14 protein-coding genes are annotated in these 15,496 nt (G+C 70.5%); 6 read left to right on the top strand and 8 right to left on the bottom strand.

All coding sequences use genetic code 11. From position 1 onward, the window contains the following. Nucleotides 1–3 precede the first annotated feature (3 nt). The 5 genes from flgL to G569_RS0118545 all read left to right on the top strand — a co-directional run bounded on the left by flgL (nucleotide 4) and on the right by G569_RS0118545 (nucleotide 3,925). Nucleotides 4–927 (top strand): flagellar hook-associated protein FlgL, encoded by a 924-nt coding sequence (gene flgL, locus G569_RS0118565; protein ID WP_028064516.1) that lies wholly within the window; start codon nucleotides 4–6, stop codon nucleotides 925–927. Nucleotides 928–972: 45 nt separating this feature from the next. Next, nucleotides 973–1,407, top strand: coding sequence for a flagellar assembly protein FliW (gene fliW, locus G569_RS0118560; RefSeq protein WP_028064515.1), 435 nt, complete (start codon nucleotides 973–975; stop codon nucleotides 1,405–1,407). Nucleotides 1,408–1,436: 29 nt separating this feature from the next. Then, entirely contained in the window at nucleotides 1,437–1,655 is a 219-nt protein-coding gene (locus G569_RS0118555) for a carbon storage regulator (RefSeq protein WP_028064514.1), read from the top strand. A gap of 66 nt (nucleotides 1,656–1,721) precedes the next feature. After that, the gene (locus tag G569_RS49635; RefSeq protein WP_157592130.1) at nucleotides 1,722–2,321 is read left to right on the top strand and encodes a hypothetical protein; all 600 of its coding nucleotides are present in this window, start codon (nucleotides 1,722–1,724) and stop codon (nucleotides 2,319–2,321) included. A gap of 80 nt (nucleotides 2,322–2,401) precedes the next feature. Next, entirely contained in the window at nucleotides 2,402–3,925 is a 1,524-nt protein-coding gene (locus tag G569_RS0118545) for a protein kinase domain-containing protein (RefSeq protein WP_028064513.1), read from the top strand. 522 nt (nucleotides 3,926–4,447) lie between these two features. Here the strand turns inward: G569_RS0118545 and G569_RS0118540 are convergent. The 8 genes from G569_RS0118540 to G569_RS63850 form a co-directional block, all read right to left on the bottom strand. Continuing rightward, on the bottom strand, nucleotides 4,448–5,437 hold the full coding sequence (locus G569_RS0118540; protein WP_028064512.1) for a D-alanine--D-alanine ligase family protein: 990 nt from the start codon (nucleotides 5,435–5,437) through the stop codon (nucleotides 4,448–4,450). Beyond that, on the bottom strand, nucleotides 5,434–7,266 hold the full coding sequence (locus G569_RS49630; RefSeq protein ID WP_053226612.1) for a Stk1 family PASTA domain-containing Ser/Thr kinase: 1,833 nt from the start codon (nucleotides 7,264–7,266) through the stop codon (nucleotides 5,434–5,436). Before G569_RS49630 ends, G569_RS0118540 begins: the two co-directional genes overlap by 4 nt. Then, the gene (locus G569_RS0118530; protein WP_028064511.1) at nucleotides 7,267–8,652 is read right to left on the bottom strand and encodes a peptidoglycan D,D-transpeptidase FtsI family protein; all 1,386 of its coding nucleotides are present in this window, start codon (nucleotides 8,650–8,652) and stop codon (nucleotides 7,267–7,269) included. Further along, a complete protein-coding gene (locus tag G569_RS0118525) occupies nucleotides 8,649–9,938 on the bottom strand; it encodes an FtsW/RodA/SpoVE family cell cycle protein (RefSeq protein ID WP_028064510.1) in 1,290 nt (429 codons plus the stop codon). The genes G569_RS0118530 and G569_RS0118525 overlap by 4 nt, the downstream gene beginning before the upstream one ends. Then, the gene (locus tag G569_RS58370) at nucleotides 9,935–11,266 is read right to left on the bottom strand and encodes a Stp1/IreP family PP2C-type Ser/Thr phosphatase (RefSeq protein ID WP_053226609.1); all 1,332 of its coding nucleotides are present in this window, start codon (nucleotides 11,264–11,266) and stop codon (nucleotides 9,935–9,937) included. The genes G569_RS0118525 and G569_RS58370 overlap by 4 nt, the downstream gene beginning before the upstream one ends. 2 nt (nucleotides 11,267–11,268) lie before the next feature. Beyond that, a complete protein-coding gene (locus G569_RS0118515) occupies nucleotides 11,269–11,757 on the bottom strand; it encodes an FHA domain-containing protein (protein ID WP_028064509.1) in 489 nt (162 codons plus the stop codon). Between the two features lie 4 nt (nucleotides 11,758–11,761). Then, complete coding sequence (locus G569_RS0118510) at nucleotides 11,762–12,511, bottom strand: FHA domain-containing protein (protein ID WP_169542184.1); 750 nt, start codon at nucleotides 12,509–12,511, stop codon at nucleotides 11,762–11,764. Nucleotides 12,512–12,573: 62 nt separating this feature from the next. Then, entirely contained in the window at nucleotides 12,574–14,256 is a 1,683-nt protein-coding gene (locus G569_RS63850) for a serine/threonine-protein kinase (RefSeq protein WP_053226607.1), read from the bottom strand. Between the two features lie 168 nt (nucleotides 14,257–14,424). On the opposite strand from G569_RS63850, the gene G569_RS63845 reads away from it, so the two are divergent. Next, nucleotides 14,425–15,495 (top strand): hypothetical protein, encoded by a 1,071-nt coding sequence (locus tag G569_RS63845; protein ID WP_037497470.1) that lies wholly within the window; start codon nucleotides 14,425–14,427, stop codon nucleotides 15,493–15,495. The last annotated feature ends 1 nt before the right edge of the window (nucleotide 15,496 follow it).

Here is a 15,496-nt window from a genome sequence, read left to right as displayed (position 1 = left end):
CCCATGCGCATCACCACCTCCATGGTCCAGCGCAACGTTCTCGCGGACCTCAACACGCTGCAGAGCAACCTCGCCAAGACCCAGGCCAAGGCCGCCTCCCAGAAGGAGATCACGCGGCCGTCCGACGATCCGTTCAAGGCCGCCCAGGCGATGGGCCTGCGGTCGAACATCGGTGCGAACGAGCAGTACATCCGCAACATCCAGGACGCCCAGGGCTGGATGGACTCCACCGAGTCCTCGCTCGACGCCATCACCCAGTACGTCAACCGCGCGCACGACCTGCTCGTCCAGGGCGCCACGGACACCGCCGACGCGACCTCGCGCACCGCGATCGCCTCCGAGATCGACCAGATCATCGAAGGCATCAAGGAGACGGCGAACGCCTCCTACGGCGACAAATACATCATGTCCGGCACGGCCACTTCGACGCCGCCGTACCTGCTCGGCACGGACGACACGTACCAGGGCAACCTGGGCGGCCTGGACCCCGCGGTCCCCGGCATCGTGCGCGAGATCGGACCGGGCGTGACGATGACGATCAACTCCGTCGCCGTCGAGATCCTCGGCGAGGGTCGCACCAACCCGACCGACGGCAAGCTGCTCAACGCGCTGCGCGACATCTCCGACCACCTCAAGGCCAACGACGGCGTGGCGCTGCGCGGCGGTGACATGGCCGCGCTCAAGGGCCGGCTCGACGGCCTGCTCGAGGTCCGCGCGCGCAACGGCGCCCAGACCAACCGGCTCGAGGCGGCCCAGACGCGCATCGACCAGATCACGGGCGCGCTGACGAATCAGCTCTCGAACACCGAGGACGCCGACATCGCCAAGACGATGATCGACTTCAACTCGCAGAGCGCCGCCTACCAGGCCGCGCTGCGTGCCGGCGCGAACATCGTGCAGTCGTCGCTCATGGATTTCCTCCGCTGAGCCGATAGAGCGCATATCCGTTCCCTCCAGGAGATCCCTCCCAGCATGTCCACCCTCACCATCGAGTCCTCGCGCTTCGGCACGATCGAGATCGCGGCCGAGGACGTCATCGAGTTCCCGGCCGGCCTGATCGGGCTCGGCGGCAGCCGGTACGCGATCGTCGCCACCGACGACAGCGCCTTCAGCTGGCTGCACTCGATCGACGACCCGACGCTCGCGCTGCCGGTCACGAACCCGTGGCACTTCTTCAGCGACTACGCGGTCGACCTGTCCGACGAGGCCGCAGAGCCGATCACGGCCGACGCGGCCGACGTCACGGTCTTCGTGACGGTCCGCGCCGGCGCGGAGCTCTCCGACTTCTACGCCAACCTGCGCGCGCCGATCCTCGTCGCCGACGGGCAGGGCCATCAGGTGATCAATGAGTCCGCGGACGCCCCCGTCCGCGCCCCGCTGTTCCCGGCCGTCGCGGCCGCCGCCTAATCCCTCGCAGCTGAATCCAAGGAGGAACCATGCTGCTCATCACCCGCCGAGCCGGCGAGAAGATCATGGTGGGGGACGACATCGTCGTCCACATCAAGGAGATCGTCGGCAACACCGTCCGCGTCGGCATCGAGGCCCCGCGTTCCACGCCGATCTACCGCGAGGAGATCTGGCACGCGGTGCGCGACGAGAACCGCGCCGCCGCCGACGCGCCGTTCTCGCTGCCAAAGCCGGCACCGGCCGCATAACCCCCGCTTCATGAAGGCCGCCCAGTGGGCGGCCTTCTTTTTGACCTGACGGGTAGCGTCCTGTGTATGAGCCTCGCCAGGAACGCCCGAAACGCCGTGATCGCCGACCTCGCGTTCGCCTTCGCGCGCGACCGTCTCGCCGCTCAATTCCCCGGGGTCAAGCCGCGCAAGCGGGGCCCAAACCGCAAGCTGCTGGTGCTCGGGGGCGCGGCCGCGGCCGGCGCCGCCGTGCTGCTGCTCAAGCGCGACAAGGTGGCCGCGCTGTTGCCGGGCCGCAGCGAGTCCGCGCCCGCGCCGTCGGATTCCGGGTACACGCCCCCGCCCGTGTCCAACTACGACGCGGCCGGGCCGGTCGCCAACACCGCGACCTCCGTGCCCGTTCCGCCGGCCCAGGAGCCGCCGACGATCGACGAGGCCGCCGAGGAGGCCGCCGCCGCGGCCGAGGCGGCGAACATCGGCGGTCCGACCCCGGACTACGCCGGCCCGGAGGGTGAGCCCGCCACGCCGGAGGAGCTGCCGCTCGCCGAGGCGGGCGAGGGCGAGTCCGAGGGCGTCGAGCAGGGGGACGCGGATCTGCGCGAGGCGGCCGAGGAGACCGGCCCGACCAAGCAGCCGGGCGACGACCCCGAGTGGCGGACCTGGTCCGGGCGCTCCGCCGACTCCTGAAATAGGGCGGGAACCGGCGTCCGCGCGCCGAAGTTAACCCGCGCCTTGCAGACATCGGCCACAATAGGGGCGAGTTCTTGATGAGCACGCTCGTGGGCATGCAGCTCAGCGGCCGCTACCGGCTCGACGCCCAGATCGGCGCCGGCGGGATGTCGACGGTCTACAAGGCCTTCGACGTCAATCTCGAGCGGCGGGTCGCGATCAAGCTCCTGCACCGGGAGATGTCCGCCGACTCCGACCAGCTGGAGCGCTTCAGGCGCGAGGCGCGGGCCGTCGCGCAGCTCTCGCATCCCCACATCGTGGGGGTGATCGACGCCGGCGAGGACGAGAACCGCCCATACATCGTCTTCGAATACGTCGAGGGCGAGACGCTGAAGGACCGCATCCGCCGGCTCGGCCGCCTGCCGGTCGACGAGGCGCTGGCGTACGCGATCGAGATCGCCCGCGCGCTCGGCTGCGCGCACTCGCACGACATCGTGCACCGCGACGTCAAGCCCCAGAACGTGCTGATCGACCCCGAGGGCTCGGCCAAGGTCACCGACTTCGGCATCGCCCGCTCGCTCCGCGACGACGGCCTGACCGCCGACGGCCGCGTCCTGGGCACGACCGACTACGTGTCCCCCGAGCAGGCCCTGGGTCACGACGTCGACGGCCAGTCGGACATCTACTCGCTCGGGATCGTGCTGTACGAGATGCTGACCGGGGACGTCCCGTTCCACGGCGAGAACCAGATCTCCGTGGCGATGAAGCACGTCCGCGAGGACATCCCGGACATCCAGGCCGTGCGGCCCGAGGTGTCGGCCACCACGGCGGCGGTCCTCGACCGCATGACCGACAAGGATCTCGCCCACCGCTACGCCGACGTCCCGTCGCTGGTCGCCGACCTCGAGGACGCGCTGGCGCTGGAGGCCGCCCGCCAGGGCACCTCCACCGGCGAGGCCACCGCGGTCATCCGCACCCTCCCCGCGAAGGCGCGCCGACGGCTCCCCTTCCGCATGCGCCACTCGCTGCCGGTGCTCGGGATCATCGCGCTCGCCGCGGTCGCCGTGGTGATCGTCCTGCTCGTGGGCAACGAGGTCCCCCAGCGGGTGGAGCGCGGCACGGGCGCCGGGCGTCTGGAGCAGTCGACGCCGACCGGCACCAAGGTCGTCTCGGTCCCCCGCGGCTCCGCCCACGACTACGACCCCCTCGGTGACGACGAGGAGCACAGCGAAGAGGTCGCCCGCGTCGTCGACCGCGACGACGGCACCGCCTGGTCCACCGAGACCTACCAGGACGGCATCGAGGGCGCGGGCAAGGCCGGCGTGGGCATCTACGTCGACGCCAAGCCGAAGGTCGCCGCCGTCTCGATGCAGATCGACACCCCTGCCCCGGGCTTCAAGGTCACGATCTACGCCGCCCCGGCCGGCCCCGTCCCCAAGTCGATCGACGAGGGCTGGACCAAGGTGGGCGGCGGGACCGTCTCCAGCGCCGACAAGCGCTTCAAGCTCGACACGGGAGGCGTCGAGTACCGCTACTACCTCGTGTGGATCACGAAGCTCGCCCCGGACGCCGACAACGCCGAGATCTCCGAGATCCGCCTGTTCCAGGAAGTCGCCGCTTAGCGCTCTTGTTGGAGCGGGCGTTTGTTGGTGCGTCAGGCTGGTCGTGCGCTGAAAGGCCGGGCCGGTGAGGGAGGGGGAGCGCGGCTGCGCCCCGGCCTGATCGGTCGTGCCGCCGTCCGCCGTCGCCCCTGGCCACGGTGACTCGCCGCGCCGTGCAGGGAGACCGTCAAGTTACGGTCCACGGAGACCACGCGAGATCGGTTGTGATCGCTTTCAACGGCCACGGCGCTTCTCGACCGAAAGCGCACTGTTCGAGCTGGCACGTTGAGAGGGGTGTTTCGAGTTAGTTCACCCCCTGTGAACTAACTCGAACTACCCCCTCGGAGTGCCGATCGACGTTCCTCAGGCCAATTACGGCAGGCGAGAGCGGATAGGGGTGTCCAGTACCACGATCTGTAACTGTCGGTCTCCCTTAGACCCGGCCGCGAGAGCGGGAGCCGATAGATGCGCCGACGAAAGGCGCCAGCAGGTGCACGCGGGTGCACCAACCCCCTCCCCCTCGGTGCTTGCCTTTCCAGCGCCCTAAAACGCGACCGCGCGCTCGGTCTCGAAGCGTTCGACCGCCAAGGCGAGCAGGCGGTCGCAGAGCGCCGGGAACTCCAACCCGCTCGCCTCCCAGAGCTTCGGGTAGACCGACGTGGCGGTGAAGCCCGGGAGCGTGTTGAGCTCGTTCACCAGCACGCGGTCGCCGTCCTCGACGAAGAAGTCGACCCGAGCGAGCCCCGAGCAGCCGACCCGCACGAACGTGTCGCACGCGAGGCGGCGCACCTCGTCCAGGACGGTCGCGGACAGACGGGCGGGGACGACGAGCTCCATGCCGCCCGGCTGGTACTTGGCCTCGTAGTCGTACCACTCGGAGCCGGTGAGGACGATCTCGCCGGGGATCGAGGCTTCGGGCTCGCCGTTGCCGAGCACGGAGCACTCGACCTCGAGGCCCGCGGAGAAGCCCTCGACGATCACCAGGGAGTCGTGGGTGAACGCGAGATCGAGCGCCGGGCCGAGCTCGGCCTCGGACCAGACCTTCGCGATGCCCACGGAGGAGCCGAGCCGCGCGGGCTTGACGAAGACCGGGGTGCCGAGGACGGCGAGCTCGCGGGCGACGGCCTCGGGCTCTTCGCGCCAACGCGACAGGCGCACGCCGGCGTACGGCACCTGGGGCACCGCGGCGGCCGCCAGCACCTCCTTGAACACGACCTTGTCCATGCACAGCGACGAGGCGAGGACGCCCGCGCCCACGTACGGGACGTCGAGCAGCTCGAGCAGCCCTTGAAGCGTCCCGTCCTCACCGAACGGCCCGTGGAGGACGGGGAAGACGACGTCGGCGCCGAGCAACCCGCCGCCAGGCCGCAGGGACAGCGAGACGCCGTCATGCACCCAGTCGCCGTCCCGCCCGATCGTCACCGGCAGCACCTCGTGACCGGCTGCGGCCACACCCGAGCGCACGGCGGCGGCGGAGTTCAGCGAGACGTCGTGCTCGGACGAGCGCCCGCCCGCCAGGACGGCGACCTTCATCCAGTCGTCGGGGTCGGAGTGGGCGAAGCCGTCGGCGTGGCGGCACCGCCGGAGGAGTCCGAGCCGAGGAAGATCGTCACGGTGGCGCCGGTCGAGCGCGGCGTGCCGGCCGCCGGGTTCTGGTCGGACACGCGGCCCACGTTGGCCGGGTCCGGGCGGGTGCGCACGTCGACCTTGAAGCCCGCCTTCTCGAGCGTCGCGGTCGCTTCTTCCTCTGTCGGGTGGTTGGTCGTCACGTCCGGCACCTCGGGCCGTGCTTTGGCGACGGTGAGCGTGACCGTGGCGCCCTTGTCCACGCGCGTCCCCGTCGGCGGGTCCTGCTTCATCACGGTACCCGGCGGCTGGGTCGTCTCCTGCTCGACGACCTTCGCGGTCAGGCCCGCCTGCTCGAGCTGCGCCTCGGCGGCGTCCTGCTGGAGCCCGACGACCTTCGGCACCTCGATGCCCTGCACGCCCTTGGACACGGTGAGCGTGACGGTGTGGCCCTTGGTCAGCGACGTCCCGGCGGCGGGATCCTGCGAGATCACTTCCCCGGAGGCCACGGAGTCGGAGAACGCGGTCTTGGTCTTGGTCTTGAACCCGGCGTCCTCCAATGCCTTCACGGCATCGTCCTCGGACTGGCCCTCGACCGCCGGCACCGGCACCTCGCCCTTGCCCGCCGAGATCACGGTCGTGATCGTCGTTCCTTCCTTGACCCGCTCACCCGCCGCCGGGTCCTGCGAGATCACCTGGTCGCGCGGGACGTCGTCGGACACACGCGGGACGAAGGCGATCTCCAGCCCGCGCTTGTGCGCGACGTCCGCCGCGTCGGACGCGCTGCGCCCCACGAGGTTCGGCACGTCGACCTTGGTGCCCGCCAGCGTCAGGTAGGCGCCGACGGCGATCGCCACCAGCGCGAACGCCACGATCGCCCACAGCCACCAGCGCGTGCGACGCTGCTCCTCCTCGAACTCGTCCCACGGCTCGCCGGGCGTCGGCTCCATCACGATCTGCCGCGTCGGCGCGCGCTGTGCGGCCTCCAAGGCGGCGATGAACTCCTCGGCGCTCTGGAAGCGCCGCATCGGGTCCTTCTCCAGCGCCCGCAGCACCACGGCCTCCAAGGCGGGCGAGAGCCCCGGCCGCAGCTGCGCGGGCGGGACTGGAAGCTCGTTGATCTGCTTGATCGCGATCGAGATCGGCGCCTCGCCGTCGAACGGCACCCGCCCGGTCAGCAGCTCGTACAAGACGATCCCGACCGAGTAGAGATCCGCCCGCCGGTCGACCGGATGCCCCTCCGCCTGCTCGGGCGAGAGGTACTGCATCGTCCCGACGATCGTCCCCGTCTGGGTCATCTCCGAGGTGTCGCCGGCCCGCGCGATCCCGAAGTCGGCGACCTTCGCCTGCCCGTCGCGGTCGATGATCACGTTCTGCGGCTTGACGTCGCGGTGCACGATCCCGCGCTTGTGGGCGTAGCCGAGCCCCCGCAGGACCTGCTCGGTCAGCCCCACCGCGATGTCGGGCGGGAGCGGCCCGCGCTCGGTCACGAGCTCCTTCAACGTCTTGCCGTCGACGAGCTCCATCGCAATGTAGGGCGTCCCGTCCCACTCGGAGTAGTCGTAGATGCCGACGATGTTGGGGTGCTGCATGCCCGCCGCGGCCTTCGCCTCGCGCCGGAAGCGCTCGCGGAAGGACGGGTCCTCGGCGAACCGCCCGCCCATCAGCTTCACGGCGACGCGCCGGCCCAGCACCTCGTCCTCGGCGCACCACACCTCGGCCATGCCGCCGGCGCCGAGCCGCTTCTGCGCCCGGTAGCGGCCGTCGATCACGGTGTCAGGGGTGATCGTGTGCATCTACTGCCCCAGTGCTTGCAGGACGCGCTTGGCGATCGGGGCGGCCACCGTCCCGCCCTGACCCTTCTCCTTCTCGATGATGACCGCGACCGCGACCTTGTCGGTGAAACCGATGAACCAGAGGTCGTTGATCCCCTGCGCGATGTTGATCTCGGCCGTTCCGGTCTTGCCCGCCAGCTCGACGCCTTCGAGCGCGGCCGCGGTGCCCGAGCCCTCGCGCACGACCGACTTCATCATCGTCGTGACCTTGGCGGCGCTCTCGCGCGACATCACGCGTTCGGCCTCCTTGGGCAGCGGCTTGTCGACCGTGCGACCGTCAGGGTCGACGACCTTCTCGACCAGCCGCGGCTCCATCCGCAGGCCGCCGTTGCCGATCGTCTGCGCGACCGTCGCCATCTGCAGCGGCGTGACCAGCAGCAGCGCCTGGCCGATCGCGGTCCGCCCGACGTCGACGCGGTCCGAGCTCATCGGCAGGATCTTCCCGCGCCGGTTCGGCCCGCTGACCGACATCTGATCGGCCGGGTAGTCCATCGGCGGCTTCTTGCCGAAGCCGAAGCGGTCCATGTACTCCTGCATCGTCGAGCGGCCGAGCTTGACGCCGACCTCCGCCCACACGGTGTTGACCGAGTGCGTGAGCGCCTCCGTGAGCGTGATGTCGCCGAAGTTCTCACTGCCGAAGTTGTTCAGCGGCGTACCCGAGATCACCTTCCCGTTCTTGCCGCTCACCTTCGAATCGGGCTGATACTTGCCGGAGTCGATCGCGGCCGACGCCGTGACGGTCTTGAACGTCGAGCCGGGCGGATAGAGGCCCTGGGTCGCGTTGTTGAAGATCGTCGTGCCGGGCTTGCCCGGGTCGTTCGGGTCATACGAGGGCGTGCCCGCCAGCACGCGCACGGCGCCGGTCTTGACGTCCATCGCCACGACCGCGCCCTTGTGGCCGGCGAGCTGCTCGTAGGCGACCGTCTGGCCCTTCGGGTCGAGCGTCGTCTGCAGGTCGTCGCCCACGACGTCCTTGGAGACGATCGAGTCGATCAGGCGCCCGAGCTCCTCCTTGCGACCGACGAGCTCGTCGTTGTAGTACTTCTCCAGGCCCGCGCGGCCGAGCCGGATGTCGTCGAAGCCGACCGGGAGCGCGAACAGGCGCCCGGTCGGGTAGCGGCGGGTGTAGCGGCCGCCGGACAGCGCCGTGCTGCCGGCCAGGACCGTGCCGTCGTCGGCGCGGATGACGCCGCGCTTGACCCGCTGCTCCTCGAGCACGACGCGCTTGTTGTCGGGGTTGTCCCGCAGCCGCTGCGCGCCGAACACCGACCAGCGCGAGCTGAAGCCGACCAGCACGGCGAACATCAGCACGAACAGCGCGAACAGGCGGAAGATCGGGGCGTTCACGACGCGGGCTGCCTCGCGCGATTGGAGATCAGCAGCAGCAGCGCCAGCAGCACGAAGTTGGCGACGATCGAGGAGCCGCCGTAGGACACGAACGGCAGCGTGACCCCCGTCAGCGGGATCACGCGCGTGACGCCGCCGATGATGACGAAGACCTGCAGCGCCATCACGGCGGTCAGGCCGGTCGCCAGGAGCTTCGAGAACGAGTCGGTCGCCAGCGTGGCGATCTTGAAGCCGCGCTCGGCGATCAGCAGGTACGTCAGGATCACGCCGGCCCCGCCGACGAGGCCGAGGTCGTTGACGATGACCGCGTAGATCATGTCCGTCTCAGGCGCCGGGAGCAGCGGCCCGCCGCCCGGGACGGTCAGCAAGGCCGCCCCCAATCCCTGCCCGAAGAGCCCGCCGTCCGCCATCGAGAACAGGCCGTTGGCGATCTGGTAGCCCGAGGTGTCGTAGGTCTTGAACGGATCGAGCCAGATGTCGATGCGGTCCTGCACGTGCCCGACCGTCTTGGTGAAGAACCAGGCGCCGGCGAGGAACAGCACCATCCCGACGACGACGAACGACAGCCGGTTCGTCGCCACGTAGATCAGCGCCAGGAACGCGCCGAAGTACATCAGCGAGGACCCGAGGTCGCGGATGAAGACGAGCATCAGCATCGCCGCGCCCCAGACCACCAGCAGCGGCCCGAGGTGCTTGAACCGCGGGATCGTGATCCCCAGGAAGCGCCGTGAGGACTGCACCAGGACCTGCCGCGTGTCGCGCAGGTACGCGGCGAGGAAGATGACGATCGCGATCTTGCCGAACTCCGCGGGCTGGAAGGAGATCGGCCCGACCTTGACGCCGAGGTAGGCGCCGTTGACCTGCTGGCCGATGCCCGGCACGCGCGGCAGCACGAGCAGCGCCAGGCCGGCGAGCGCGATCGTGTAGCGGTAGCGCTCGAGGATGCGGAAGTCGCGCAGCGCGATGATCGTGATCGAGAACAGGATCAGCCCGATCACGAACCACTGCGCCTGGTCGCGCGCGAGGTCCTCGTCGATGCGGTAGACGACCACCAGCCCGAAGCAGGCGAGGATCGCGCACAGCGGGAACAGGTACGGGTCCGCGTACGGCAGCGTGAAGCGGATCACGAGGTGACCCGCGAAGCAGAGGCCGAGGAAGATCGCCCCGTACGTCAGCGAGACGTTCGAGAGCACAGCGTTGCGCTGGATGAAGATCGCGGCGAACCCGGCGGTCAACAACAGCGACGCCGGGATCAGCGCCATCAGCTCACGATTGCGTGCACTCACTGAGAGAGAGTCCCGTCCTCAGCCGCCTTCACCAGGCTCTCGGCGTCGTCCTTCGGGCGCAGCTTGTGGTTCGTGAACGTCGCCCGCCGCGCGGGCGGGAGGCTTTGGAGGGTGACGCCGGAATGGCGGACGGGCGAGTAGAGCCGGATCCCGAGCGGGAGGTCGTACGGAAGACCCTTGTAGAGGGTGACGACGTTGCCGCGGGACTCGTCGACGCCGACGAAGAAGACCTGTCGCGTGGCGAGCCAGAAGGCCGCCAGGAAGCCGATGATGCATGCGACCGTGAGCAACTTGCCCGGTGAGAGCAATCGCCGCCGCCGGCGCGGCTGCTCGCGTGGCGGCGCGTGGGCGTGGCCTTCCTCGATCGGCTGCGCCCTGGGGCGGACGGCCGACAGAGCAACGGTGCCGGAGGCGCGGTACTCGGCCTCGGCCTCGTCGGAAGCGCGGGTGGAGCCGGCGGGGACCTCGTCCCAGCGGCGCGTGTGGCCCTGCGGGCGGCTGACGCCCTGACGCGGCTCGGCGACGGCCTCCCCGGTGAAGGTGTTGTACTCGCGCGTGTCCTCGTCGACCAACGCCGAAGCGGCGGTCGCGCCGCCGCTCGCCGGCGCGTCGATCTCCGCGAGCGTGAAGAGGATCACGGTGATGTTGTCGCGCCCGCCGGCCTGGTTGGCGGCGGCGATGAGCGAGTGGCCGAGCTTGTCCAGCGGGCCGGAGTAGCCGCTCAGCAGCGGCTTGAGCTTGTCCTCGCGGACCATCGACGTGAGGCCGTCCGAGCAGACCAGGAACAGGTCGCCCGCGCGGGCTCCGTACTCCTCGACGTCGACCATCACGTTCGGCTCGGGGCCGAGCGCGCGGGTGATGACCGAGCGTTGTGGGTGCGTCTCGGCCTGCTCCTCGGTGAGCTTGCCCAGCCGCACCAGATCGCCGACCAGCGAGTGGTCGTCGGTCAGGCGCTGGAGCTCGCCGTCGCGGACCCGGTAGCAGCGCGAGTCGCCCACGTGCGCGACCGTGACCGAGTTCTCGCCGACGTAGGCCGCGGTGACGGTCGTGCCCATCCCGGCCCGCTGCGTCTCCGAGCGCGAGCGCTCGTGGATGCGCTGGTTGGCGGTCTCGATGATGTGCACGAGGCCCTCGGCCGGCGAGTCGCCGTCCGGGATCCCCGCCCCGAAGGCCTCGACGGCCATCTCGGACGCGACCTCGCCCGACTGCGCGCCGCCCATGCCGTCGGCGACGACGAACAGCGGGGCGCGCACGAAGTAGTTGTCCTCGTTGCCCTGCCGCTGCAGGCCGAGGTCCGATCCGTGCCACTGATCAGCGATTCGCAACATGCTCAGCGCTCGAAGGAGAATTCACTGTCGCCGATTCTGATCCTGTCCCCGACATGCAGGGGCTGTGGGCCGCGCAGCGGTTCACCGTTCAGGTACGTACCGTTCGTGGAGCCAAGGTCCTCCAACACCATCACATCCCCCTGCGGGACGAGGCGCGCATGTCGCGCGGACGCAAATCCATCCTCGAGGCGAATGTCCGCCTGATCGCCACGCCCGAGCAGCGCGCCGTCGCTCAGATCATAGGCGGAACCAGGCGCGAGGCCCGCTCCGGACTTCACCCGCAGCTTCGGCGCGCCACCGTCGCGAGCCAGCGGCGCGGACGCCGTATACATGCCGGTGGCGTCATCGACGTCCGCACTCGGACCCAGGTAGACGCTGTCGTCGACCCCGCGCAGGTCCTTCAGCGCCGACCGCGCGACCCACAGCAGGAACAGGTACAGGACGGCCAGGAAGCCGAACTTCAGCGCGACGGCGATGGGATCGAGCTCCACCCGCTTACTCCAGCTCGAACGTCACTCGTGAGGTGCCGATCTCGATCACGTCGCCGCGCTTGAGCGACTGCGGGCCGTCGACGCGGCGGCCGTTGACCTTGATCCCGTTGGTGGAGCCGAGGTCGTTGACGATCCACGACCCGCCCGACGGCCGGATCTCGGCGTGATGGCGGGAGACGTTCGGATCGTCGATGACCACGTCGGCGTCACGCGAGCGGCCCAGGATCGCGCCCTTGGAGCCGACGATCTCGGCGCGGCCGTCGACGCGCAGGCGCGCGCGGCCGCGGCGCGGGTCCGGCTCGCGCAGCGGCTCCGCCACCCGCTCGGCCGAGGAGTAGACCATCGTCCGCCCCTCGTCGGCCTGGTACGGCGCCTCGTTCTCGGTCTGCGGCGGCTTCACGCGACGGGCCTGGATGCCGAACTCGCCGAGCCGCAGCTTCTCGTCGGTCTTGAAGACCACGCGCGGGCTCGTGCCGAGCGTGATCCGCTCGCGGCGCGCGTGCTCGAGCAGGTACCCGCTGAGCTCGGACGCGAGCTCCTCCTCGGTCCCCTCGAACTGGGCACGATCGTCCGGGGACAGCCACACGGCGTACTCGTTGGGCGCGTAGACGCGCGACAACGACTGCACCTTGTGCTGATCCATCTCCTTGGCAAGCTTGCGCGCGATCTCGACGGGGCGGACCTCGGACTTGAAGGCACGCGAGAACGTGCCCTCGACGAGCCCGGCGAGCTTGGATTCAAGGCTGCGCAGCACGCTCACTGGCGGCTACCCGGACATGTGGCCATGATTGCCGGTGCACAGTATCCGCCCCGGCGTCACGGCTCCACCACCGGTCCTCCCCGGAGGTGTGGTACCGCGACGGCGATCACGCCCGCCACGACCGCGCCCAGGACCAGCCCGTTTGGCTCTGGAGCGTCGATCGACTGGGCGATCGCGGCGGTCGCGGCGCCGAGTCCGGCAGCCCAGATCGAGCCCGCGACGACGTCCGCGGCGAGCCAGCGACCACGCACCAGCCACGGCAGCACGAGCGCCGCACCCGCCCACAGCGCGGCGTAGAGCAGCGCGCCGGAGCTGAGCAGTGGGGCGATCACGTCGTCCAGCGCGGCGTTGGCGTCAATCGGAAGCGGCGGCCGCGCGCCGAGTACGGCCACGCCGGACGGATCCTCGCCGCCGAGCGTCGCCGTGCCGAGCAGCGGCGCGGCGAGGAGCGCCCACCACGCGCCGAGCGCGCCGAGGGCGGCTCTCGTCACCGCGCCGCGGGCGCGTCCGGCGAACGCCGGGTAGGCGCCGGCGATCGTCGCGAGGCCGAGCAGCGGCGCGACCGCGGGCACCGACCATGTCGCGCCGTCCCGGCGCAGGGCGAGCGGCACCGGCAGCGCCGCGGCCGCGACCAGGACGGCGGCGCCCGGCTGCTCCGTCGAGAGCGCGCCGATCACCCCCGCGGCGGTCAGCAGCCAGCCGATCCGCGGCAGGAGCGCGACCGCGACGACCGCGGCAAGCGCGGGCAGGATCGGCTCCCCCACCCATTGCAGCGCGGCGGCGGCGAGGCCGCCGGCCAGCAATGCGGCCGCGCCGCGGGCGACGCCGCGCGGCAGCGGCGCGAACGGCTGCGTGCGCTCGAGCGGGTGCGGCGCGACGGATCCGCCCTCGTCGGAGACCTCGGGCAGCGACTCGGCGAGCTCGGCCGCGAGGTCGTCGATCGTCCCGCGCTCGTCGGGCTTCGGGCGCAGGGCGGTGTCGATCGCCGCGCACAACTCCTCCGGGAGGTCCTTGCGATGGCGGCGCAGGGACGGGAGCACCGTGCCGACGCGCCGGGCGGTGGCGGCGGGCGAGCCGGCGCGGACCGGGTTGACGCCCGCGAGCGCCTCGTAGAGCACGAGCGCGAGGCTGTAGAGGTCGCAGCGCTCGTCGATGCGCTTGCCGGCGGCCTGCTCGGGGGCCATGTAGGCAAGGGTGCCGACCACGTCCCCGGTGCGGGTGAGCGGCTCGTCGCCGGCGAGGTGGGCGACGCCGAAGTCCGCGAGCTTGGCCACACCGGCCGCCGACCGCGGCGCGTCGGGGATGATGACGTTCTGCGGCTTGACGTCGCGGTGCACGACGCCGCGCCCGTGGGCGTGCTCGAGCGCGCCGCAGAGCGCGAGGCCGATCCGCAGCACGTCGCGGTCGCTCAACACGCCCTCGGCGCCGAGCTGGTCGAGGGTGCGCCCGTGGACGAGCTCGGAGACCAGGTAGCGGGCTCGTTGGTCCTCCCCCGCGTCGAAGACCGCGACGACGCCGGGGTGGTCGAGCCGCCCCGCGGCGAGCGCCTCGCGGCGCCCGCGCTCGCCGTGCATCGGCGGGCCCGGGATCACCTTCACGGCCACGGCGCGCTCCAGGCGCTCGTCGGTGGCCGCGTAGACTGTCCCGAAGCCGCCGGAGCCGAGCCGCTGGCCGAGCCGGTACCGACCAAGGACGAGCTCCGCGGCGACCTCCGTAGGGAGCTCGTCGGTGGTCTCCATCACGCCCGAGTTCGGCGCACCACCGCGGTTCCCTCCGACCTCCCTGTTACGTTGAAGTTGCCGGAGCCCTGAGGAGACCAAGATTTGTCCTTCTTCGACGAGGACGACGAGCCCCCACGCACCGCGCGCACTCGTGTGCGCCCATCGCCTCCACCGCGTCGCGGCCGGGTGACTTCCGGTGGGGCGACGGACGCCCAGACCGTGCTCGTCCGGCGGATGATCGCCGGCATCGCCGGCCTGCTCATCCTCTTGCTCCTGTTCTTCGGGGTGCGCGCGTGCAACAACTCGCGCCACAAGAACGCGCTGCGCGACTACACGGCCAAGGTCACCCAGATCGGCACGGAGTCCCAGGGGCAGGGCGAGCAGTTCTTCAAGGCGATGGACGGGGCACAGCAGACCTCGCCGACCGAGCTCTACCAGAGCGTCCTCAGCTTCAAGGGCTCGGCCGACCAGTCGCTCAAGCAGGCGCAGGCGCTCAGCGTCCCGGGCGACATGACCGAGGCGCAGCAGTCGTTCCTGATCGCGCTCGAGCTGCGCCGCAACGGCCTGCAGAAGATCTCCGACGACGTCAAGAACGCGCTCGGCGACGAAGGCGACAACGCGGACAACGCGATCAAGGGGATCGCCGGCCAGATGCGCGCCTTCGACGCGTCCGACGTGCTCTACAACGCGCGCGTCCAGCCGTTCATGAAGCAGGCATTGGCGGACGCCGGGATCGGCGGGAACATCACGTCGTCCCAGTTCCTGCGCGAGATCTCCTGGGTCTCGCCCGCGTTCGTGGCGTCCAAGCTCGGCACGCGCCTGTCGACCGGCGACACCTCGGGTAGCGGCGACAACACGAACAAGAACCAGCCGACCGGCCCAGGCCTGCACGGCACCGGCCTCAACGCCACCAGCTACGGCAACGTGACGCTGTCGCCGACGGCTTCCAACCGCCTCACCTACGTCAAGGGCCAGCCGTTCCTCGTCGCCTTCACCAACCAGGGCGACAACGACGAGTTCAACGTCAAGGTGACGCTCAAGATCCAGCTCGCCAGCGGTACCGGCACGCCGATCACGCTCAACAAGACCGTCCCGAAGGTCGCCAAGGGCGAGAAGGCGACCGTGGAGCTGCCGCTCAACCGTGAACCCCCGCTCGGCGCCGTCGTGAACATCAACGTCACGGTCGCCAAGGTCCCGGGCGAAGAGAAGACCGACAACAACAAGTCGACGTACCCCACGCTCTTCGCGCAGGGCTAAC

It is taken from the genome of Solirubrobacter soli DSM 22325, from assembly GCF_000423665.1.
In the GTDB taxonomy this organism is placed as follows: domain Bacteria; phylum Actinomycetota; class Thermoleophilia; order Solirubrobacterales; family Solirubrobacteraceae; genus Solirubrobacter; species Solirubrobacter soli.
This window is presented reverse-complemented; position numbering and strand designations above follow the sequence as displayed.